The organism is Marinobacter sp. HL-58 (assembly GCF_001314605.1).
Classification (GTDB): domain Bacteria; phylum Pseudomonadota; class Gammaproteobacteria; order Pseudomonadales; family Oleiphilaceae; genus Marinobacter.
The window spans coordinates 69,714-91,990 of sequence record NZ_LIHP01000012.1; the positions used below are offsets into that span (position 1 = coordinate 69,714).

The 22,277-nt window shown below is 58.8% G+C and carries 20 protein-coding genes; 6 read left to right on the forward strand and 14 right to left on the reverse strand.

The window, feature by feature from the left end; genetic code table 11:
- Nucleotides 1-94 precede the first annotated feature (94 nt).
- Nucleotides 95-856 carry a helix-turn-helix domain-containing protein gene (locus tag HLUCCO03_RS10860; protein ID WP_292016691.1) on the forward strand — a complete coding sequence of 254 codons (762 nt, stop codon included), beginning with the start codon at nucleotides 95-97 and terminating at the stop codon, nucleotides 854-856.
- A gap of 15 nt (nucleotides 857-871) precedes the next feature.
- On the opposite strand, the gene guaA is transcribed toward HLUCCO03_RS10860, so the two are convergent.
- Together guaA and guaB are read right to left on the reverse strand one after the other, a co-directional pair.
- Entirely contained in the window at nucleotides 872-2,449 is a 1,578-nt protein-coding gene (guaA, locus tag HLUCCO03_RS10865) for a glutamine-hydrolyzing GMP synthase (RefSeq protein WP_027832308.1), read from the reverse strand.
- Nucleotides 2,450-2,514: 65 nt separating this feature from the next.
- The gene (gene guaB, locus HLUCCO03_RS10870; RefSeq protein WP_027832309.1) at nucleotides 2,515-3,978 is read right to left on the reverse strand and encodes an IMP dehydrogenase; all 1,464 of its coding nucleotides are present in this window, start codon (nucleotides 3,976-3,978) and stop codon (nucleotides 2,515-2,517) included.
- 191 nt (nucleotides 3,979-4,169) lie between these two features.
- Between guaB and xseA the strand changes: the two genes are divergently transcribed.
- The 3 genes from xseA (at nucleotide 4,170) to HLUCCO03_RS10885 (ending at nucleotide 8,078) form a co-directional block, all read left to right on the forward strand.
- Complete coding sequence (gene xseA, locus HLUCCO03_RS10875; protein WP_036197556.1) at nucleotides 4,170-5,549, forward strand: exodeoxyribonuclease VII large subunit; 1,380 nt, start codon at nucleotides 4,170-4,172, stop codon at nucleotides 5,547-5,549.
- 108 nt (nucleotides 5,550-5,657) lie between these two features.
- Nucleotides 5,658-7,532: a propionyl-CoA synthetase gene (locus HLUCCO03_RS10880; protein WP_027832311.1), complete on the forward strand. Its 1,875-nt coding sequence runs from the start codon at nucleotides 5,658-5,660 to the stop codon at nucleotides 7,530-7,532.
- 333 nt (nucleotides 7,533-7,865) lie between these two features.
- Nucleotides 7,866-8,078, forward strand: coding sequence for a cold-shock protein (locus HLUCCO03_RS10885; protein ID WP_027832312.1), 213 nt, complete (start codon nucleotides 7,866-7,868; stop codon nucleotides 8,076-8,078).
- Nucleotides 8,079-8,157: 79 nt separating this feature from the next.
- Here the strand turns inward: HLUCCO03_RS10885 and leuA are convergent, their stop codons facing one another.
- Nucleotides 8,158-9,858 (reverse strand): 2-isopropylmalate synthase, encoded by a 1,701-nt coding sequence (gene leuA, locus HLUCCO03_RS10890; protein WP_027832313.1) that lies wholly within the window; start codon nucleotides 9,856-9,858, stop codon nucleotides 8,158-8,160.
- Between the two features lie 146 nt (nucleotides 9,859-10,004).
- Between leuA and HLUCCO03_RS10895 the strand changes: the two genes are divergently transcribed.
- Nucleotides 10,005-10,502 carry an Lrp/AsnC family transcriptional regulator gene (locus tag HLUCCO03_RS10895; RefSeq protein WP_027832314.1) on the forward strand — a complete coding sequence of 166 codons (498 nt, stop codon included), beginning with the start codon at nucleotides 10,005-10,007 and terminating at the stop codon, nucleotides 10,500-10,502.
- Nucleotides 10,503-10,504: 2 nt separating this feature from the next.
- Here the strand turns inward: HLUCCO03_RS10895 and HLUCCO03_RS10900 are convergent, their stop codons facing one another.
- Nucleotides 10,505-11,119 carry a TetR/AcrR family transcriptional regulator gene (locus tag HLUCCO03_RS10900; protein ID WP_027832315.1) on the reverse strand — a complete coding sequence of 205 codons (615 nt, stop codon included), beginning with the start codon at nucleotides 11,117-11,119 and terminating at the stop codon, nucleotides 10,505-10,507.
- Nucleotides 11,120-11,128: 9 nt separating this feature from the next.
- Nucleotides 11,129-11,557 carry a PaaI family thioesterase gene (locus tag HLUCCO03_RS10905; RefSeq protein ID WP_027832316.1) on the reverse strand — a complete coding sequence of 143 codons (429 nt, stop codon included), beginning with the start codon at nucleotides 11,555-11,557 and terminating at the stop codon, nucleotides 11,129-11,131.
- A 107-nt stretch (nucleotides 11,558-11,664) separates the two neighbouring features.
- Between HLUCCO03_RS10905 and HLUCCO03_RS10910 the strand changes: the two genes are divergently transcribed.
- Entirely contained in the window at nucleotides 11,665-13,398 is a 1,734-nt protein-coding gene (locus tag HLUCCO03_RS10910; protein ID WP_027832317.1) for a proline--tRNA ligase, read from the forward strand.
- A 4-nt stretch (nucleotides 13,399-13,402) separates the two neighbouring features.
- Here HLUCCO03_RS10910 and murB read toward each other — a convergent pair whose 3' ends face one another.
- The 9 genes from murB to HLUCCO03_RS10955 form a co-directional block, all read right to left on the reverse strand.
- Nucleotides 13,403-14,443 carry a UDP-N-acetylmuramate dehydrogenase gene (gene murB, locus HLUCCO03_RS10915; RefSeq protein WP_027832318.1) on the reverse strand — a complete coding sequence of 347 codons (1,041 nt, stop codon included), beginning with the start codon at nucleotides 14,441-14,443 and terminating at the stop codon, nucleotides 13,403-13,405.
- Nucleotides 14,440-14,919 carry a low molecular weight protein-tyrosine-phosphatase gene (locus HLUCCO03_RS10920; protein ID WP_027832319.1) on the reverse strand — a complete coding sequence of 160 codons (480 nt, stop codon included), beginning with the start codon at nucleotides 14,917-14,919 and terminating at the stop codon, nucleotides 14,440-14,442. Before HLUCCO03_RS10920 ends, murB begins: the two co-directional genes overlap by 4 nt.
- Complete coding sequence (kdsB, locus tag HLUCCO03_RS10925) at nucleotides 14,916-15,704, reverse strand: 3-deoxy-manno-octulosonate cytidylyltransferase (protein WP_027832320.1); 789 nt, start codon at nucleotides 15,702-15,704, stop codon at nucleotides 14,916-14,918. The genes HLUCCO03_RS10920 and kdsB overlap by 4 nt, the downstream gene beginning before the upstream one ends.
- A gap of 12 nt (nucleotides 15,705-15,716) precedes the next feature.
- The gene (locus tag HLUCCO03_RS10930) at nucleotides 15,717-15,905 is read right to left on the reverse strand and encodes a Trm112 family protein (RefSeq protein WP_027832321.1); all 189 of its coding nucleotides are present in this window, start codon (nucleotides 15,903-15,905) and stop codon (nucleotides 15,717-15,719) included.
- Nucleotides 15,898-16,926: a tetraacyldisaccharide 4'-kinase gene (gene lpxK / locus HLUCCO03_RS10935; RefSeq protein WP_027832322.1), complete on the reverse strand. Its 1,029-nt coding sequence runs from the start codon at nucleotides 16,924-16,926 to the stop codon at nucleotides 15,898-15,900. The genes HLUCCO03_RS10930 and lpxK overlap by 8 nt, the downstream gene beginning before the upstream one ends.
- The gene (msbA, locus tag HLUCCO03_RS10940; protein ID WP_051603885.1) at nucleotides 16,923-18,698 is read right to left on the reverse strand and encodes a lipid A export permease/ATP-binding protein MsbA; all 1,776 of its coding nucleotides are present in this window, start codon (nucleotides 18,696-18,698) and stop codon (nucleotides 16,923-16,925) included. Before msbA ends, lpxK begins: the two co-directional genes overlap by 4 nt.
- Nucleotides 18,695-19,117 (reverse strand): biopolymer transporter ExbD, encoded by a 423-nt coding sequence (locus HLUCCO03_RS10945; RefSeq protein WP_027832324.1) that lies wholly within the window; start codon nucleotides 19,115-19,117, stop codon nucleotides 18,695-18,697. The genes msbA and HLUCCO03_RS10945 overlap by 4 nt, the downstream gene beginning before the upstream one ends.
- Before the next feature lie 5 nt (nucleotides 19,118-19,122).
- Nucleotides 19,123-19,749: a MotA/TolQ/ExbB proton channel family protein gene (locus tag HLUCCO03_RS10950; RefSeq protein ID WP_027832325.1), complete on the reverse strand. Its 627-nt coding sequence runs from the start codon at nucleotides 19,747-19,749 to the stop codon at nucleotides 19,123-19,125.
- Nucleotides 19,750-19,843: 94 nt separating this feature from the next.
- On the reverse strand, nucleotides 19,844-22,222 hold the full coding sequence (locus HLUCCO03_RS10955) for a DNA internalization-related competence protein ComEC/Rec2 (protein WP_081813564.1): 2,379 nt from the start codon (nucleotides 22,220-22,222) through the stop codon (nucleotides 19,844-19,846).
- Between the last annotated feature and the right edge of the window lie 55 nt (nucleotides 22,223-22,277).

Below are 22,277 nucleotides of genomic sequence, written 5' to 3' on the forward strand. Positions count from 1 at the left end.
ATTTTTCTGTCGCATCCTGCAGGCGGTTAGAGCGGATTGCGATTGTAGACTTGGCGCCCAACAGCTGATGTTTTCATGGACCGGAGCACCTGTCATGCCGCAGACCAGGGATTCAGTCAGGCCAGATGGCCTAATAGCCCGCCTCAACCCACGCGCATCGGATTGTTTCTCATGCGCCCGACGTTCATCCTGCCTGGCAGGCGATCTGAACGACGGCCAACTGGCTGATTACAATAGCCGGATCCAGCAAAATCAGACTTACCAGCCCGGAGACCCTGTATTTACAATGGGTGAGCCCTTCCAGGGAATGTACATCGTCAAGTCCGGTTTTTTCGAATCCTATTCGGTGACCGAGGATGGCAATTCAAAGGTGACCGGATTCTATATTGCGGGTGACATCTTTGGCCTCGAGAGTATTGGCGAAGGGGGCCATACCTATACCACAGAAGCGCTGAGTGTCGGATCAGCGTGCCTTGTCCCGCTCTCATTGTTGCGGGAAAACTCCGAAACCGGCCTGGCACTTCTGCATAAGATGCTCGAACTCATGGGCCGCATCATATTGAGCGACAGAGCGTTGATTTACTCATTGGCCACAATGAATGCCAGTCAGCGCATCGCCACCTTTCTCGTCAATCTGACAACCAGAATGGAGCATGCCGGTTTCCGGAAGGGTGAGCTGGTGCTTCACATGCACCGCATTGATATTGGCAGCTATCTGGGACTGGCTGAAGAAACCGTAAGCCGTGTGTTCTCCCGCTTTCATGATCGGGGAATCCTCAGAATCAGGCGGCGTTACATCAAACATTATGACCTGGATGGCTTGCGCGCGATTGCGCGCGGTGACATTCAGTGCTGAAAAGCTTCAGGCTGCCTACTCCCACTCGATGGTTGCTGGCGGTTTTGAAGATATGTCATAGGTTACCCGCGAAACACCTTCAATTTCATTGATAATCCGGTTCGACACGGTTTCCAGCAGATCGTAGGGCAGATGTGCCCAGCGCGCCGTCATGAAGTCGATGGTTTCCACGGCCCGCAACGCCACCACGTATTCATATCGACGGGCATCTCCCACGACACCCACGGACTTCACTGGCAGGAAGACCGCAAAAGCCTGGCTGGTCTTGTGATAGAAGTCGGCGCGATGCAGTTCTTCCAGGAAGATGGCATCGGCTCGGCGCAGGATTTCGGCGTATTCCTTCCTGACCTCACCCAGAATCCGCACGCCGAGGCCCGGCCCGGGGAACGGATGGCGGTACACCATGTCGTATGGCAGACCAAGTTCAAGCCCGATCCGGCGTACTTCGTCCTTGAACAGCTCCCGCAGCGGTTCAACCAGTTTCATCTTCATGGTTTCCGGCAAACCGCCCACATTATGGTGGGACTTGATGACATGGGCCTTGCCGGTCTTGGAGGCAGCGGATTCGATCACATCCGGGTAGATCGTACCCTGGGCCAGCCAGTTTACATCGCGGATATTGGCCGCTTCCTCATCGAATACGTCGATAAAGGTGTTGCCAATAATCTTGCGCTTTTTCTCGGGATCATCAACGCCCTTCAGCTTGGACAGGAACAGGTCTTCCGCATCCACACGGATGACCTTGACGCCCATGTTGCTGGCGAACATATCCATCACCTGGTCACCTTCGTGCAGGCGTAGCAGGCCGTTGTCCACGAACACGCAGGTCAGCTGCTCACCAATGGCCTTGTGCAGGAGGGCCGCCGTGACCGAAGAATCAACGCCACCGGAAAGCCCCAGCAGTACCTTGCCGTCACCCACCTGGTTACGGATCTGCCGAACCGCATCGTCGACAATCCTGGCGGGCGTCCACAGGGCTTCACACTGGCAGATATTGAGTACAAAGTGTTCGAGAATGCGCTTGCCCTGCAGGGTGTGAGTCACTTCGGGATGGAACTGCACACCATATAGATGGCGGTTCAGGTCCTGCATTGCAGCGATGGGCGCGCTTTCAGTGGAGGCCAGCAGCTCGAAGCCTTCCGGCATGGCCACCACCTTGTCGCCATGGCTCATCCATACGTCCAGCAATGAGTCACCGCTGGGTGTCAGGTGGTCGGTAATGTCCTGGAGCAATGGCCCCTTGGCCCGAACCTTGACCTGGGCATAACCGAATTCCCGCTTTTCGGAACTGGCCACGCGGCCGCCGAGCTGTTCCGCCATGGTTTGCATGCCGTAACAGATACCCAGTACTGGAATCCCCTTTTCGAACAGCCCTTCGGGCGCACGTGGGCCTCCGAGCTGGGTGACGGATTCAGGGCCGCCGGCAAGGATGATTCCCTTGGGGTTGAAGTCCTTCAGTTCCTGATCGGTGATATCAAAGGCCTTGACCTCACAATAGACACCGATTTCCCGCACACGACGTGCGATCAGCTGGGTGTACTGGGAGCCAAAATCGAGAATCAGAATGCGGTGGTCGTGGATGTTGTGGGCCATGAAATCCTCGGATCAGAAAGAAAAAGCGCGGCTCATACCCTGAGCCGCGCCTGGAACGACAATAATCAGCCGATACGGTAGTTGGGGGCTTCCTTGGTGATGGTCACGTCGTGGACGTGGCTCTCGCGCATACCGGCATTGGTAATGCGGACAAACTCGGGCCTGGTGCGCATCTCCTCCATGGTGGCGCAGCCGGTGTACCCCATGGAGGCCCGCAGACCACCCATCAACTGGTGAACGATGTTGCGCATCGGACCCTTGCAGGCCACCCGGCCCTCAATGCCTTCCGGCACCAGTTTGTCAGTGCCTTTACTGGCATCCTGGAAATAACGATCACTGGAACCCTGCCCCATGGCACCGATGGAACCCATGCCCCGATAGGCTTTGTAGCTCCGGCCCTGGAACAGCTCGACCTCACCCGGTGCCTCGTCGGTGCCTGCCAACAGGCTGCCAATCATTACGCTGTAGGCGCCGGCGGCGATGGCCTTGGAGATGTCACCGGAAAAACGGATACCGCCATCAGCAATCACGGGGATGCCGCGGTCTTTCAGTGCGGTCGCCACATTGGATACCGCTGTAATCTGGGGAACGCCGATTCCGGCGACAATACGCGTGGTACAAATAGAACCGGGGCCGATTCCCACCTTGACGGCGTCTGCGCCGGCGTCTGCGAGATCAATAGCGGCATCTGCAGTGGCAATGTTGCCACCAATAACCTGTACATCCGGGAAGTTCTGCTTGATCCAGCGAACCCGGTCCAGCACTCCCTTGGAGTGGCCATGGGCAGTATCCACCACGATTACATCCACCCCGGCTTCAACCAGTGCGGCAACCCGGGCGTCGGTATCAGCACCGGTTCCCACGGCTGCACCAGCCCTGAGACGCCCCTGGTCGTCCTTGCACGCCAGCGGATAATCCTTGGCTTTCTGGATATCCTTGACGGTGATCAGGCCACGGAGCTGGAACTCATCATTGACCACCAACACCTTCTCGATGCGATGACGATGGAGCAGTTCCTTGACGTCGTCCAGGTTCGCACCTTCCTTTACCGTTACCAGCTTGTCTTTTCCGGTCATGATTTCGGAAACCGGCGTGTCCAGCCGGCTCTCGAACCGGATGTCCCGGCCCGTCACAATACCGACCAGATCACGGCCGTCGACAACCGGCAGTCCGGAAATATTATTCGCCATGGTGATATCGACCAGCTCGCGCACCGTGGTATTCGGTGTAACGGTGATCGGGTCTTTCACAACACCACTTTCAAACTTCTTGACCTTGCGGACCGCGGCTGCCTGCTGCTCAACCGACATACTCTTGTGCATGATGCCGATGCCACCTTCCTGCGCCATGGAGATGGCCAGCTCTGCCTCGGTGACCGTATCCATGGCCGAGGACAAGAGGGGGATATTGAGCGTTATGGCTTTGGTCAGCTGCGTTTGCAGGCTGACCTGATGAGGAAGAACCTCTGAACGTCCGGGAACGAGCAGTACATCGTCAAATGTGAGGGCTTCTTCGGCAATTCGCAGCATTGGGATCCGCCTTTTGAACATGCTAGATTGGAGGATTCCGGTGCCGCTTCGTGCAGGGAGCGGCAAAGCAAAATCCTTAATCGGCCTATTATAAATGGGCCTTGGTTGACAGTAAACCGGCGTTGTTTGACTGCCGGGTTGCATCTTTTTGAATTTTCGCTATTTTTACCCTCCATTTTCGGCTTGTGCGTATGCATCAACACGGAGCGCCTCCCTTGGACAGCGGTTTTCAGGATTCCCGACCCCGGGCACTGAGTGTCAGCGAACTGAATCATCAGGCCCGCCATTTACTCGAGGCCAGCTTCATGCAGGTCTGGGTGGAAGGGGAGCTGTCAGGGCTTTCCCGCCCGCCCTCCGGACACTGGTACTTTTCCCTCAAGGATCGCAGGTGCCAGATCCGCTGCGCCATGTTCCGGGGCTTCAACCAGCACGTCAGGGAGGTTCCGAAAGAAGGCGAGCAGGTGCGCATCCGTGGCAAGGTCACGCTCTATGAGAACCGGGGTGACTTCCAGATTATTGTGGAGCATATCGAGCCCGCCGGCCTGGGGGCGCTGCAACAGGCTTTCGAGGAACTGAAGCGGAAACTGCAACAGGAAGGGCTGTTTGATGCAGCCCGCAAGAAGCCATTACCAACAACACCCCGGCATATCGGTGTGGTCACCTCGCCCACCGGCGCGGCCATCCACGACATTCTGACCGTGCTCGCCAGAAGATGCCCCGCCATACCCGTTACCCTCTACCCCACGGCGGTCCAGGGCAAGGCAGCCACCGCAGACATCGTTCGGGCCATTGACCGGGCTGCACGCCACGGTGTTGCTGACGTTCTGATTATCGGCCGTGGCGGTGGATCCCTGGAGGATCTCTGGTGCTTCAATGAGGAAGCCGTAGCCCGTGCAATAGCACAATGCCCATTGCCCACCGTCAGCGCGGTAGGCCACGAAGTGGACATCACTATTGCCGATTTCGTCGCAGACTTGCGAGCCGCCACGCCTTCGGCAGCGGCGGAGAAAATCTCGCCCGACCAGAATGACTGGCTGCGCCAGCTCAAGGAAAAGGAGCTGCGGCTGGCAGGGGCCGCAAGCCGGGCCCTCAAACGCATGGAGACAAAACTGGAGCACCTTTCCGCCCGGCTGAGGGACCCACGCCGGGAGCTGATGGAAAAAGCCCAGCGCATGGATGAACTGGACCTGAGGCTGGGCAAGGCCATTGCGCAACGCATTGATCGGGACAGGGTCCGCGCCGCCCACCTGGAACAACGCCTGGCGATGCAGTCACCGGCGAAAGCCCTTAGCGATTGCCAGGGTACCGTGAGCCAGCTAATAGACCGACTGCTGCGGGCAACCCGCGAAACCATTAACCGGCGGCGCGAACTACTGGAACACATGGGCCAGACACTCCATGTGGTCAGCCCCCTGGCCACTCTGGGCCGGGGCTATGCAATCGTTCAGCAGGAGAATGGCGACATTGTCCGCCGGGCCGGGGATGTAAAACCGGGCGAAACCATCAGGGCCCGGGTAGCCGATGGCGAGCTCAGTGCAAATGTGATTTCAGTCAATTCCGGGGACCGATAACCGTCAAAAAGACAGAAACTTAGCCTATGGTCTAGTAGTCCTGCCTCTCAAAGCGCTTACAGTTGTGATTAATGCGCAACACAACAACAATGTTACGAGGTGGATGTTATGGACTACCACTCCGAATTCAGGCGATCCATCGACCGGCCTGAAGAATTCTGGCGGGAAAAGGCGGCTGCCATTGACTGGATCGAGCCGCCCAGAACCATCTGGCAGCCCAAGGATAATGGTCATGGCGAATGGTTCCCGGACGGCATCCTGAACACCTCGGATGTCGCACTGGATGCGAACATCCGCGCCGGACGCGGTGAGCAGAAAGCCCTGATCTACGACTCCCCGGTAACCGGCACCACCGGTTCGTACACCTATAACGAGCTTACCCGGGCCGTGGCAACCTTTGCCGGTGCACTGCAGGACCGGGGGGTAACCAAGGGCGACCGGGTGATTATCTATATGCCCATGGTTCCCGAAGCCGTCATCGCCATGCTCGGCTGCGCTCGTATAGGTGCCATACATTCCGTGGTATTTGGTGGCTTTGCCGCTCATGAACTGGCAGTGCGCATCAACGATGCCACACCCAAGGCTGTCATTACCGCTTCCTGCGGTATCGAAGTGAAAAAGGTGATCGAGTACAAGCCGCTGGTGGACAGGGCAATCGATCAGGCTGACCATAAACCGGAATGCTGCATTGTGTTTCAGCGTCCCCAGGTGAAAGCCGAGCTCAGGGAAGGCCGCGACTTTGACTGGAACGAGCTCATGGCGCAGGCCAGTCCCGTGGACCCGGTGCCGGTCAATGCAACAGACCCCCTGTATATTCTCTATACTTCAGGCACTACCGGTAAACCCAAGGGTGTTGTCCGTGATAACGGCGGCCATGCGGTGGCCCTGCGCTACAGCATGCAACTGGTTTACGATGCCGGCCCGGGCGATGTTTACTGGGCGGCTTCTGACGTAGGCTGGGTGGTCGGCCATAGCTATATTGTCTACGCTCCCCTGTTTGCAGGGTGCACCACCATTCTCTATGAAGGCAAGCCGGTCAAGACACCGGACGCGGGTGCATTCTGGCGCGTTGTCCAGGATCATGGCGTCAACCTGCTGTTTACCGCCCCCACAGCCTTCCGGGCGGTTCGCAAGGAAGACCCGGAAGCGGATGAGCTGGCACGCTATGACATCAGCTCCCTGAAGCGAATTTTCCTGGCCGGAGAGCGGCTGGATCCGCCCACCTATGAGTGGCTCAAGGAGCATACCCGCCTGCCAATTCTCGACCACTGGTGGCAGACGGAAACCGGCTGGGCCATCTGTTGTAACCCGGTGGGTATCGAGATGATGGAAACAAAACCCGGATCCGCCACCGTGCCCTCGCCGGGTTATAACGTTCAGGTGGTGGATATGGAAGGCAGCCAGGTGCCTGCCGGCGAACAGGGCCAGATCACTGTCAAACTGCCCCTGCCCCCCGGCTGCATGACAACCGTCTGGGGTGACGACGCCCGCTTCTGCAAAACCTACCTGGAGCCGATTCCGGGGTTCTACAGCTCCGGTGACGGAGGCTACATCGACGATGACGGCTATGTGTTCGTCATGGGACGAACCGACGACGTTATCAACGTGGCGGGGCATCGGCTTTCAACCGGCGAAATGGAGGAGGTTGTGGCCTCTCACCCTGCCATTGCCGAATGCTGCGTGGTAGGCGCCCATGACGAAATGAAAGGCCAGATCCCCATCGGCCTGGTGCTGATCAAGGATGGCGCGACCATCGATCATGACGAGCTTGAAGACGAGCTGGTGGAAATGGTAAGGGACAAGATTGGCGCCATTGCCTGCTTCAAGAGGGCCCTGGTAGTGGACCGGCTGCCTAAAACCCGGTCCGGCAAGATTCTGCGCCGGGTTATACGCCAGATCGCAGACGGCGAGGAATACTCGGTGCCCAGCACCATTGACGACCCGGCGATACTGGAAGAAATCAGCCAGCAGTTCAAACGCTGACGGGTAGCGCCCCTGCCCCCTTCTGTCACCAACCGGAGCCTGCCAGCCGGCAAAGCTTCGGTTTGGCGACAAGCTTATTACAACTTGTTGTTTTTTAGGCTTAAAAAACTTGCATAAAGTGCTAAAAAAAGCGTTGACGCACTCCCAGCGCGGTCTATACTGAAAATGCTGTGAAAATACAGCGGTATTTGGTGAATGCGTTTCAACGTCCTGCCGAAGAGCTCTTCGTTGCCCCTTTCCTCAGTACTTTCTGGATTTTTGCAGCATCGGTAATCCCGTCGGAACACCGAAGGTCCCGTGAGGGCAAAAATCTCGGAAATACAGGAAAGATCAATGTCAGATGATACAAAAACAGGCCACGTAAAGTGGTTTAACGAGTCCAAGGGCTTTGGCTTCATCGCTCAGGACGGTGGCAGTGACGTTTTCGTTCACTACAGTGCAATCAACGCGAGCGGATTCCGCACCCTGACCGAAGGTCAGCAGGTGCAGTTTACCGTTACACAGGGACCGAAAGGCCCCCAGGCGGAAAACGTAACCCCGGTCTGAGGTTTACGCGACCCCGCCCTATGCCCCTCACGGGCACAGGGAATACGAAAAAGCCGGCAGCTGCCGGCTTTTTTAGTGCTCAGGCACCCGCCTCGGCGGCCTCTTCATGGCGGGCTCCCCGGGGGTCCTCCCCACTCACCGCCTGGGACACTGCCGAGAACAGCGCCTGAAGTGTTGCGGAAGTGGTATCCTCGGCCAGGGCAGCCGCACTGCAGTGCTGGCCATTGATGGTCACACGGATGCAGGCCAGTGCATTGGCATTGGTGCCCTCACCGAGGGCAAACTCGTCATAGGCCTCTACCGCCAGGGACAGGTCATACTCCGCTTCCAGAGCTGCGCAGACCGCCTCAACAGCACCGAGCCCCTGCCCTTTCAGAGTCACCGGGTTGTCGCCGGCACCAATACTGACTGTGGCTGTTACGCCCTCGTCGTCCCGGTGCAGATCGTAGGACCGCAGCTCCCAGGGCCCGACGACTTTCAGATAACGGTCTTCGAAAAGACGGTGGATGGTCAGCGAGTCGATTTCACCGCCGTTGGTTTCCGCCTCCCGTTGCACCAGCTTGCTGAACTCGATCTGCAACCAGCGCGGCAGACTGATGTTGTAGTCACGTTCAAGCACATAGGCAACACCGCCCTTGCCTGACTGGCTGTTGATACGGACCACCTCTTCGTATCGGCGGCCCAGATCCCTCGGATCGATTGGCAGGTAGGCCACATGCCAGGTGTCGCCCTCCCTGCGCTTCGCCAGACACTTGCGGATCGCATCCTGATGGCTGCCGGAAAAGGCGGTAAATACAAGCTCGCCGGCGTAGGGATGGCGCGGATGAGTGGATATCTCGGTACAGGCTTCCACTACGTCGGTAATTTCGGCCATCCCGGACAGATCCAGGGTAGGATCCACGCCCTGGGAATAAAGGTTCATGGCCATGGTCACCAGGTCCATGTTCCCGGTACGCTCACCGTTACCCATCAGGGTGCCTTCCACCCGGTCGGCACCGGCCATGACCGCCAGTTCCGCAGCCGCCACGGCACAACCGCGATCGTTATGGGTATGGACACTGATACTGATGTGCTCACGATAACGGACGTTGTCACAGATCCATTCGATCTGGTCGGCGAACACATTCGGGGTGGCCATCTCCACGGTCGCCGGCAGATTGATCACCACCGGCTGCCCCTGGTCCGGGCGCCAGACATCATTGACCGCATCAATCACTTCGGCGGCGTAGTCCAGTTCGGTGCCGGTGAAGCTCTCCGGGGAGTACTGGAAGGTCCACTCGGTATCCGGGTATTTCTCGGCGTTGGCCTTGACGATGCGAGCACCGTTAACCGCGATGTCCCTGATGCCGTCCCGGTCCATGCCGAACACCTGCTCACGCTGAACCGTGGAGGTGGAGTTATACACATGCACAATGGCCTTGCGTGCGCCTTTCAGCGCCTCATAAGTGCGTTCGATCAGCTCTGGCCTGGCCTGGGTAAGAACCTGGATATGCACGTCGTCAGGAATCCGGTCTTCCTCGATCAGTTTGCGGCAGAAATCGAAATCTGGCTGGCTGGCCGCCGGGAAGCCGATCTCGATTTCCTTGAATCCGAGCTTCACCAGCAAGTCGAACATCCGCTGCTTCTGGGCCACCGACATGGGCTTCACCAGTGCCTGGTTGCCATCCCGGAGGTCCACGGCACAGAAACGCGGTGCACGGGTAATGACCTGGTCGGGCCAGCGGCGATCTTTCTTTGCCACTGGTTTAAACGCAACGTATTTACGATGATCAAATGTCATTGGGGTGATTCCTTGCTGTTCTGTCCGGGAATTCATTGATTGTGTACCAGATTAACGGGTCTGGAGGGGAAAATGATTGCTTTTTTGCCTCCATAAGACTGAGAATAGCTATATTATTCTACCAAATGACTTTACCTGAGCATTTTATGTCAACAACTTCGAAAACGCTTGTCAAAATCGACAAGATTGACCGCAATATCCTCGAACAGTTGCAACGGGATGGTTCCCTGACCAACCAGGAGCTGGCGGACAAGGTGGGGCTTTCTCCTTCACCCTGCCTGCGGCGGGTTCGCGCCCTGGAAGAGGCCGGCGTCATTGTCCGGCAGGTCACCATACTCGACCACAAGAAACTCGGCCTTTCTCTGACCGCGATCATCCTGATCGGTATGGATCGTCATACTCCCGAGCGCTTTGCCGAATTCGAGAAGCAGGTGGGGGAATACCCGGAAGTACAGGAGTGCTACCTGATCACGGGCCAGGATGCCGACTACATGCTGAAGGTGGTGGTGCCGGACATGGACCATTATCACCACTTTCTGCTGAACCGGATTACCCGCATTCAGGGCGTGAGCGGCGTCCACTCCAGTTTCGTACTGAGACGGGTGATCGACAGTACCGCGTTACCTCTGGGGTACCTTTCCTGAGATTAACCGACGAGTTCGGCCAGGTAGCACCGGGCCATGCACTTGAGTTCGCTGATCATCAGGCGGGCCTGGTGCTCCGGCAGTGTGGCCGCTAGCCTGAGGACGGTACCGGCGGATCTTGGCAGCATCAGGCTTGCGGTCCAGCGCCGGTCATCCGGTATTTGGGGGCATTCCCGCCGCAGGCGTGCGTCCATATCCCGGGCATGGGTGTATAGTTCACGGACATCCAGCTCCCTTAACTCCGGTATCGATTCAACACCACTCCAGATGGCCGAGTAAGCCGGCTCCGTGCGGTAGAATTCATAGAACTGATCAATCAGCACATCCACTGCGTCCGTCAGGTCCAGGGTTTCAAGCCTGTCCCGCAACGCGGTTTCCATCTTCCTGACATGTTCTTCGGCAATGGCTTTTACGATGGCTGTCTTGTTGGGAAAATAACGATACAGGGAGGCCAGTGACATATTCGACTGGCGGGCTATGGCAGACATACTGGTGGCGTCGACACCGACCTCATGGAAGATCGCCGCCGCGTGGCTGAGTATGTTATTAACCCGCTCCCGGCTTCTGGCCTGCACCGGCCGGCGGCGGGGCGTGACGTCTGCGGATTCGTCGGTCATATCCCTGCTTCAGTTATGGTTATAGGGTAAAGCATAGCTGCCAGTAACGTGGGCGACCAGTTGCTGCTCATCCCCTTCCCCGGACAGCAACCGGACTTCACAGAATGCGATCCGTCTGCCCAGGCGCAGGACCGTGGCCTCTCCCACCAGATCCGCCGGTGCCGGCTTCTGCAGAAAATTGATCGACAGGTTACTGGTCACCGCCATCTCGACTTTCCCGATGGCCGCCATGACCGCCGCGTACATTGACGCATCCGCCAGCGCCATCTGCACCGGACCGGACAGGGTGCCACCGGGGCGAATCAGCCGCTCCGAAAACACCAGGCGGGTGCGGGCATACCCCTGCTCACCGGCTTCATCGACCGTAAAACCAATGTCCTCCGCCATGGGCACTCCGGCGCGTATTACGGCTTCAATCTCTGCGGCTGTCAGGGTCATTCACGACTCTCCGTATGTCCATCTGTACCTTGTGGTAATCGCTCCGTACAATAACGGCCACCATGTGATAAATAAAGAATCCTTCTCAACTGCTTACGGATAACACAATGCGAGCAAGCCGTTACCTGATTGCCACCCAGAAAGAAACGCCTGCAGATGCCGAGATCATCAGCCACCAGATGATGCTCAGGGCCGGGATGATCCGCAAACTGGCCTCTGGCCTCTACTCCTGGCTGCCTATGGGACTGCGGGTGCTGCGCAAGGTTGAACGCATCGTGCGGCAAGAGATGGACAAGAGCGGTGCCCAGGAGGTGCTGATGCCCGCGGTGCAGCCCGCCGAACTGTGGCAGGAATCCGGGCGCTGGGAGCAATACGGGGGAGAGTTGCTGCGGATGCAGGACCGCCACGGGCGCGACTTCTGCTTCGGGCCGACCCACGAAGAGGTGATCACCGACCTGATCCGCAACGAACTCAAGAGCTACAAGGAACTGCCGGCGAATTTCTACCAGATCCAGACCAAGTTCCGCGATGAGCGACGCCCCCGTTTCGGCGTGATGCGGGCCCGTGAGTTCATCATGAAAGACGCCTACTCGTTTCATGTGAATGCCGAGTCTCTCAACGAAACCTACCAGGTGATGCACCAGACCTACTGTGCCATTTTCGACCGGCTGGGCCTGGATTACCGCCCGGTGGAAGCGGACTCCGGCGCCATTGGCGGCAGCGCTTCCCATGAATTCCATGTGCTGGCCTCTTCCGGGGAAGACGCCATCGTTTTCAGCACCGAAAGCGACTACGCCGCCAACATCGAGAAGGCGGAAGCTGTTGCGCCGGCCGGCGAACGTCCGGCACCGGCACAGGACATGAAAGAAGTGGCAACGCCGGGACAGCGCACCATTGAGGCGGTTGCCGGTTTCCTCGGTGTCGACGCCAGCGCAACCGTCAAGACCCTGATGGTCAGGGCCGAGGAAGATGAGAACGGCAACAACGGACTGGTTGCGCTGGTCCTGAGGGGTGACCACACCCTCAACGACATCAAGGCGGAACAGCTCGAAGGTGTAGCGGAACCACTCACCATGGCCACCGATGAGGAAATCGAACAGGCCATTGGCTGCAAGGCCGGCTCCATCGGCCCCGTCAATCTGCGGGTACCGGTGATTGTTGACCGCAGCGCAGCCCACCTGGCTGACTTTGTCTGCGGCGCCAACAAGGAAGGCTACCACCTGACGGGTGTCAACTGGGAGCGGGATGTACCCCTGGGCCGGGTTGAAGACCTGCGCAATGTGGTGGAAGGCGATCCGAGCCCGGACGGAAAAGGCACGCTGGAAATCCGCCGAGGCATTGAGGTTGGCCATATTTTCAAGCTGGGCAACAAGTACAGCAAGGCCATGAACGCCACTGTGCTGGACGAGAACGGCAAGAGCGCCATCCTGGAGATGGGCTGCTATGGCATTGGCGTCTCCCGGATCGTCGCCTCCTCCATCGAGCAGAACCACGACGACAAGGGCATCATCTGGCCAGAGGCCATTGCACCCTTTGAGGTGGCTGTCGTGACCCTGAATGCTCACAAATCACCGGCGGTGATGGAAGCCGGTGAGAAGCTCTACACACAACTTCGCCAGGCCGGTTTTGATGTGCTGCTGGACGACCGCAACGAACGGCCCGGCGTGAAGTTCGCGGACATGGAACTGATTGGCATACCCCATCGCTTCGTGGTGTCCGAGCGGGGGCTGGCGGCGGAAACACTGGAATACAAGGGCCGCCGCGATGCGGACAAGCAGGATATTGCGCTGGACGAAGCCCTTCCGTTCCTGATCAGCGCTTCACCCCGCAACGGGCTCTGAGGCTTCAGTGCATGGGGGTGGTACCAACCACCCCTGGCTCCATCTCCAGCGCTATGCCAAAGCGCGCTTCAACGTCACTGCGAATTCTGTCTGCCAGCGCCAGCACATCGCCGCCACTGCCGCCGGAATGGTTGACCAGCACCAGCGCCTGCCGGTTATGAACCCCCACCCTGCCGTTGCGATACCCCTTCCAGCCACACTGATCAATTAACCATGCTGCAGCCACCTTGGCGCTGTCATCGCCTGGATAACCGGCAATGTCCGGCCAGGTTCGTTGCAGGGCGTGCCAGGTGTCGAGGGGTACGACCGGATTCTTGAAAAAGCTGCCGGCATTAGGCAGTTGCGCCGGGTCCGGCAGTTTCCGCCGCCGCACTGCCATCACCCCATTGGCCACATCCAGTGGCGTCAGGTCACGGGTGTCCTGCCCCTCGAAATAGTCGGCAAGATCTCGGTAACCCAGGGAAAAAGGCCGGGAGCGGGACAGCCTCAGGCGAACCGTGGTGATAACATAGCGGCCGGGTTCGTGTTTGAACACGCTGTCGCGGTAACTGAAATGGCAGAGGCTGTTGGTGAGGCTGATTTCCTGGCCGGTATGACGGTCAAGGGCGGACACCTCCAGCAGGGTATCCCGCAGTTCCGCACCATAGGCTCCGATGTTCTGGACCGGAGCAGCGCCAACGGTACCCGGAATCAACGCCAGGTTCTCGATGCCACGGTAACCTGCGGAAGCGGCGTACATGACAACGTCATGCCAGTTCTCGCCGGCACCCAGCACCAGCGTCGCCTCGTCACCGTCGATGTGCTCCCAGCACCGGCGGGAGATGGCCATTCGAATAACCAGCCCGGGATAGTCACCGGCAAATAACAGGTTGCTGCCGCCACCGAGAATCAGCGGTTCCACGGATTTATCCGCGGCCCAGTCCAGGGCCTGCCGGAGCGACTCCAGTGACGTCACGGATACGAAATACCGCGCTCTCGCGGCGATGGCCAGGCTATTCATTTCGCCCAGAAAGACGTTCTCCTGAATCCGGGCCTTATCGATCAAGCCAGCTGCTCCCGGATGTGGGTCAGGAGACCTTCACTGGCCTCATGAATCAGGTCCAGCACATGTTCGAAGCCATGGTTGCCGCCATAGTATGGATCTGGCACTTCATCATATCCGGACCGACCATAACCCAGAAACAGGACCGGTTCGGTACCGCCGTTCTGGCGCCAGATATCCCGGATATCCGCCAGGTTCTGCCGATCCATCACCAGGATATAGTCGAATTCGTCCAGGTCCTCACTGCGGAACTGCCGAGCCCGGAGGTCACCGATATCAACGCCGCGTTTCCGGGCCGCGGCTATCGCCCGGCTGTCCGGCTCCTTGCCCACATGCCAGTCGCCAGTACCACAGGAGTCGATCAGGATCTGATCTTCAAGCCCCGCCTTGCGAACCTCCTCGCGGAAAACTCCCTCGGCACTGGGGGAACGGCATATATTTCCGAGGCAGACAAACAGTACCTTTACCGGTTCAGTCATGGTTTCGGGGCCTCCTTTTTCTTTGCGGCCATGATGGTTCGCAGACGCTCCAGGTCCTGCTGCGTGTCCACACCGGAGGGCGGTATCCGGCAGGCCTCCTCCACGTGTATGCGGGCTCCGTTGTACAAGGCCCGCAGTTGCTCCAGGGATTCCGTTACTTCCGCAGGGGCTGGTGCCCAGGTCACGAAATCCCGCAGAAGACTGACACGGTAACCGTAAATGCCGATGTGGCGATAGTAACCGACCCCTTCCGGTAACGACCTGTCCCCTTCCGGGGTATGCCACGCATCCCGAGCCCAGGGAATCGGGGCGCGGCTGAAATAATGTGCCATGCCACGGTGATCAAACACCACTTTCACCACATTGGGATTGAATACACTGGTCGCATCGGGGATTGGCTCGCAGAGGGTGGCGATGGCGGCGTCGGGATGGGCCTCCAGGTTGGCAGCCACCTGATCAATCAGTTCCGGGGGAATCAGCGGTTCATCACCCTGCACATTGACCACCCGCTCGTCGGGCCCGAAATTCATCAGCCGGGCGACCTCTTCCAGCCTATCGGTTCCACTGGCGTGGTTGGCCGATGTCATCACCACTTCCGCTCCGAAAGCCCGACAGGCGGTTTCAATCCGGGAATCATCGGTGGCAATGATCACGCGGCTGGCCCCGCTCTCGCAGGCGCGGTCATGAACATGTGCGATCATTGGCCTGCCGGCAATATCCGCCAGGGGCTTTCCCGGCAGGCGTGTCGAGGCATAGCGGGCCGGAATCACAACAGTGTAGGACATACTGGCTCCGTGTCAGCGCTTATCCAGGCGCTCGTCGGTGGTCAGGGTGCGGGCTTCCGTGGCCAGCATGACGGGTATCCCTTCACGAATCGGGAAAGCCATCGCATCCTGATAGCAGATGAGTTCGGTCTTGTCTTCATTCAGCTTGAGGTCCCCTTTGCAAACCGGGCATGCCAGCAGGGCCATCAGTTTCTTATCCATGGTGTGTTCTCACAGTTTCGTTGGAATCCGGTGATTGACGACAATGATCGACGCTGGCCATGAACGCTTCCCTGAATGCATCGGGAAGCCCGGCTTTCACGGCCAGAACCCAGGCGTTATCCGGAGCCATGTGCCGGCATTTGACGGCATCTTTCGCGGTCATGACCAGCCACTCCCCCGGTTCTGACTGCAGATCCTCAGGGGTAAAACGATGATGGTCCGGTAAGGCCCGGGACCGGACCCGGGCTCCCAAGTTCTTCAGTGTATCGAAAAACCGCCCGGGGTTGCCGATTCCCGCCACGGCCCTCACGGCCTGTCCCCTGAGTCGTTCCGGCGCAAGGGTCTCGCCGGTGACAAGATTTCTCAGAGCGGACGGCGCCAGGGTCATGGTGAACTGGTGTTCGTGGTCAATCTCCACCAGGTAGCCACCGTTGGTGATGACAAAATCGACCGAAGCCAACCGGTCCAGGGGTTCACGCAGGGGGCCTACGGGAATCAGGGCGCCGTTACCGAGGCCCCGGGCACCATCAAACACCGCCAGTTCTATGTCCCTGGGCAACCGGTAATGCTGGAGGCCGTCATCACACACCAGAATGGTACCGAGTTTCCGTTCCAGGGCCCAGAGGGCAGCGCGCCTTCGGTCCGGGTCCACCACAACCGGACATCCGGATTCCGCGGCCAGCATCACCGGCTCGTCGCCGGCGACTTCGGGGCCGGTCTCCGGGGTTACCTGCAGGGGGTAATGGTCAGCCTTGCCACCATAGCCACGGCTGAGAATAACCGGTTGCCAGCCATGCTCCTGAAGAAGCGCCGTCAGGGCTGCCGTCAATGGCGACTTTCCGGTGCCACCGGCGGTGATATTGCCCACCACCACAACCGGAACAGGGATACTCTCGTCCCGGGCCTGCCATGCCCTTCGCCTCCGGTTTTCAGCAATTGTCCGGTACAGCCAGACCAGGGGATACAACGGCCACAGGGGCCGCTTTCCGCTGTACCACAGCCGGTCAACCAGCGTGGTCATGCCTGCTCGCTGAACTGCATCTGGTGGAGCTGGGCATAGGCTCCGCCCTGAGCCAGCAACTCATCGTGGCGGCCGGATTCGATAATCCTTCCACCGTCCATGACCAGGATCCGATCCGCCTTTTCAATGGTGGACAGCCGGTGGGCAATGACCAGCGTGGTCCTGCCTTTCATCACTGTTTCCAGGGCATCCTGGATGTGGCGTTCCGATTCGGTATCGAGTGCCGAGGTGGCCTCGTCGAGAATCAGCACCGGCGCATCCTTCAGCAACGCCCGGGCAATGGCAAGGCGTTGACGCTGACCGCCCGAAAGCATCACGCCGTTGTCACCGATCATGGTGTCCAGGCCTTCCGGCATGCGCTCGATGAATTCCATGGCATGGGCCTTCTTCGCCGCATCAATGATCTGTTCCCGGCTGTGGTGGCGAAGTGCGCCATAGGCAATATTGGCGGCAATGGTGTCGTTGAACAGCACCACATTCTGGGTGACCAGTGCAATCTGGGCCCGCAATGCCTCCAGGGTAAATTCATTCAGGGAATGGCCATCCAACCGGATGTCGCCGCCGGTATATTCATAGAACCTGGGCAACAGACTGACCAAGGTGGATTTCCCACTGCCGGAACGCCCCACCAGCGCAACACTCTGTCCGGCTGGAATGGTCAGGGTAATGCCTTTGAGAACGTCTTCCAGCTGGTCGCGATAACGGAAGCTGACATTGTCGAACTCGATATTGCCCTCAACCCGCTCCGGCGCATAGGTACCCGGGTCGTGCTCCGGCTCTTCGTCCATGGTGCCGAATACATCATGGGCCGCAGCCACCCCTTTCTGGATCTTGGCGTGTACGGATGTGACCTGGCGAATAGGCTTGGCCATGGTGGTTGCCGCTGTGATAAATGCGACCAACTGGCCAGTGGTCATTTCGCCCCGCAACTCAGGAGCGAGCATGAACCAGACCAGAGCAGCAATGGCGATAGCAACCAGCACCTGGATCACCGGAATGCTGATGGCCTGGGTGGAAGCCATTTTCAGGCTCTGCTCCAGGTTTTTCTCGCTCACTTTGCGGAACCGGTCCCGTTCATAGTGCTCCCCCCCGAAGGTACGCACCACCCGGTAACCACTGATGGATTCGGAGGCCACATGGGTAATATCACCCATGGAACCCTGGATACGTTGACTGATCTTGCGGAACCGCTTGCTGGCGTAGCTGACCACCAGGGCGATCAGCGGACCGACCGCCAGAAACACCAGTGTCAGCTTCCAGTTGGTGTAGATCATGAAGCCCAGCAGGCCAACAATTGTCAGGCCCTCGCGAAGGGTGATGGTGACCGCATTGGTGGTGGCTTCGGCAACCTGCTCCACATTGAAGGTCAGCTTGGACACCAGCCGGCCCGAGGCGTTCTCGTCAAAATAACGGGAAGGCAAATTCAGCAAACGGTCAAACACCTGTTTGCGCAAGGCATTGATGACCTGCCGGCCAACGTAGCTGATGAAGTACTGGCTCATGAATGTGCCCACACCACGGAAGGCGAACACCCCCACGATCAGCAGTGTCAGCTGGATGCGGTTCTCATCGGTGGGATTTTCCAGCGCCGTGATCACGTACTCCATGGCTGCGGCCATGCCGGTGGATGCCGCTGCATAGATAACGTTTCCCACGACCGCCAGGGCGAAGGCCACCCAGAAGGGTTTTACATAAGCCAGCAGGCGCTTGTAGGTTGCCCAGTTGCCCACCGGTTGCTGGCCCGGATCTGCGGTGGAGGTGGATTCACTCACTGCCCTTCGGCCCCGCGCTCGGTCGTGATACTGAGTTTGGCAAAGCCAAGGCGGCCGGCTACATCCATGGCCCGGACCACAAATTCATGGGGTGTACGGGCGTCAGCGGTAATGATAAAGGGTAACGATGCGTCATCACCCGCAAGCTCGCTGACGGCGCGCTCAAGGGTTTCACGGCGATTATTGACCAGTGTCCGGTCGTTGAGTATGTACTGACCTTCAGCGTTGATTACCACATCAATCAGCGTCGCTTCAGACTCGGACCGCTCACCGTTGGCTTCCGGCAATTCGATATTGAGATGGCTTTCACGGGTAAACGTGGTGGAAACCATAAAGAATATCAGCAGCAGGAAGACCACATCGATCAGTGGTGTCAGGTCAACCCCGACTTCCTGACTTCTCTGGCGCTTGAACTTCACGGTGTTCAGGCTCCTTCCACGTCAATTTCGCGGTCACCATGCACCACTTCAACCAGTTTGATGGCTTCCTGCTCCATGCCAACCACCAGCTCATCAACACGGCGAATGAAATAGCGGTGGCAGATCAGTGCAGGAATAGCCACACTCAGCCCCGCGGCCGTGGTGATCAGGGCTTCCGAAATACCACCGGCCAGGTTGCCGGCATCACCGACACCGGCAAGCTGGATCTCAGCGAACACCTTGATCATGCCAATGACCGTACCGAGGAGCCCCAGCAGCGGAGTAATGGTTGCCACCGTGCCCAGCGGATTGAGGAAGCGCTCCAGTTCATGGATGACCTGGCTGGCCTCATGCTCAATGCTTTCCTTCATGATCTCGCGACCATGCTTCGCATTCATCAGCCCGCCGGCCAGGATACGGCCCATGGGAGAAGAGGCCTGCAGGGCCTTGAGCTTGCGGCCGTTAAGCTCTTTCTTCTTGATCCAGCGCCACAACTCGTTAATGGTATGCTGCGGCGTTATCCTGGACGGTCTGAGGGTCCAGAAGCGCTCAAGGATGATGGCAAGTGCAAGAATGGAACAGGCAAGAATCGGCACCATGAGGATGCCACCGGCTTTCAAAAGCTCGAACACGCTTGGTCTCCCTGATTGTTAGCAAGCCGCGCTACTTTAGCATAGCTACCGGCCCAGGCCACACCCGGAATGTCACGGTTTTTTACACCGGACATCATGGACTTTCAGGTTTGCGTATCCAGAACGGCGTTTCGGCTCTCGCCTCGCTTATTGATACGCCATCTTCCCCTAACAAGAGCTGCACGGCACCCGATGTTGCCGTATTCAGCAGGCGACTGCCCGCAGACCGATACCGGCTGACCACATCCGTGTGAGGGTGTCCGAATCGGTGCCGGTAGCCGGCACTGAACACCACAAGGTCCGGCGCCAATTCCCTGACCCAGTCTTCGGATGATGACGTTTTACTGCCGTGGTGGGGCGCAAGCACAACGCGAAAATCCGCGGACTTCGGCTGTGTATCCGCAACATGGAAACGTTCTGCCCGACGGGTGATATCCCCTGGCAGCACCACCTCCGCGCCTGAAGACTCGTTACGGATCGTCAGGACACAGGAGGCGTCATTACCCTTGACGTCACCGGGGCTGCGCCAGAACGAAAGCTCAAGGTCGCCTAGGGCGTGGCGACCCAGGTCAGCGCAGGACTGCACTGTGGTGCCGGAACCGACAGGCAGCATGCCAGCTACGCGCTCCGGCTCCCCGGTGATTACCCGCCCCACCCCGAAGTTTTCGAAAAGATGCGGCAATCCGCCCGCATGGTCACCATCCCCGTGACTGATTACCAGCGTATCGATGTTATGGACGCCCAGCGCCCTGAGATTGGGTATCAGTACCGAGTCCACGGCTGAATAGACACACTCAAGGGCGGGTCCGGTATCATAGACAAGCACCCGGTCCTGATCCCGCACCATCACCGACAGCCCCTGGCCGACATCCCATATCCAGAGTTCCGGGTCCTCTGCCGGAGTGTTTCCCGCACTGTCTCCTGTTCCTCCGACCAGCATTGCCATGATCCAGAGCGAAACCAGCGCTGTCGTGGCCTGGCGAAAGCCCCGGAAAGGCAAAAGCAAGGCCAGCATCACTACACCGGCAAGAAGGAGGACCGGCGACAAACCAAGGGATGGCATGGCGATGTCCAGGACCGCAAGCCACGACAGCCCCTGCCACAGCACCCCGAACGCCAGATCAAGCACACCGATAGCCACACCGTCTGCCGCCGGCGTAATCATCATTACCAATGCTCCAACCACCAGTAACGGCATTACGACCAGTGAAACCCAGGGGATGGCAAACAGATTGGCAACGAAGCCGGTCACAACCTGTGACTGCCCCAGCACCTGCAGAATCGGCCAGAGCGCCACGAAGACAGCCAGCTGCGCCAGTAACAAGCCCTGAAGCCAACCCGCCTGGCGAACCCGGGAACTGAACAGCAGCACAAGAACGGAAACAGCACCAAAAGACAGCCAGAATCCCTGGTCAAGGGGTGAAAACGGATCACTGGCCAGTACCACGACCAGAGCACCCAACAGCCCGGTAAATGCCCCGGTACGACGCGCGGCCAGCAGAATCCAGCCGGCAATGATCACCATGATCAGTGCCCGGCGCGTCGGCACGGAGAAGCCTGCCGCCAGTGCATACACAAGGCTGGCGAGCGAAACCAGGAGAAACACGAGGCGCCGCAGGCGCCCCGGAGACAGCCGTCCCGCCGGCAGACAGAGCAGTAACCGCCGGCAGACAAACGCTGTGCCGGCGGCTACCAGGCCGAGGTGCAGGCCGGAAATGGCCACCAGATGAATGGTGCCGGTGGCCTTGAGAATATCCCAGTGGCCGGGCTCCATATGCCCGCGGTAACCCAACAACAGGGAAGATATCAGCGGAAAATGCCGGGCGCCGGACAACCGTTCCGAAGTTGCCCTGACCAGTCCGTTCCTCCAGCTGTGGTAATGGCAGACCAGATGGCAGTCCAGGTCTGCGTCGGGAGCCAGCTCACGGACAGTGCCGGTGGCACCAAATCCCTTGCGGTACAGCCAGGACTCATAGCGGAAGCCCTCTGGATTCACAGCGCCGTGGGGACGCTTGAGAACAACCCTGAGCATCAGCCGTTCGGGAATACCGGTTGTCGCTTCCTCGCCATACCAGGCAAGGCGGAGCTTCCGGGGCATCGCGGGAAGGTCACCATCGGTGAGGTGGTCAGGCGGGTGCCATTGTTCAGCACAGAAAGCAAAGCGGACACTGCTGAAACTTCCCGTGGAGGGAACACTGCACAGATACCCGGATACCTCCAGAACCTCGCCTTCCAGACTGGCTGAAAGAGCGTCCTGTTGACGGGCCTGCGCCTGCCAGGTCACCCACGACATGCCCGCAAGAGCGCCGGCAAGAAGCATGGTCATGGCCCTGAGCCCAGGCGAGTCAACTACTTTGAAGGCGAGAAACGGGATCGCCGTCGCGCAAATCAGCCAGTACAGAGGTGGTAAGCGCTCAAGGCTATACAGTAAGATAACGCCGCAGGCGAAGCCCGCGAGGCCGATTCTGGCCATAAAACTTCCGGACAATCCTTGTCCTCCTGATAGTTGGTCCTCTCCGGGGGCTGCG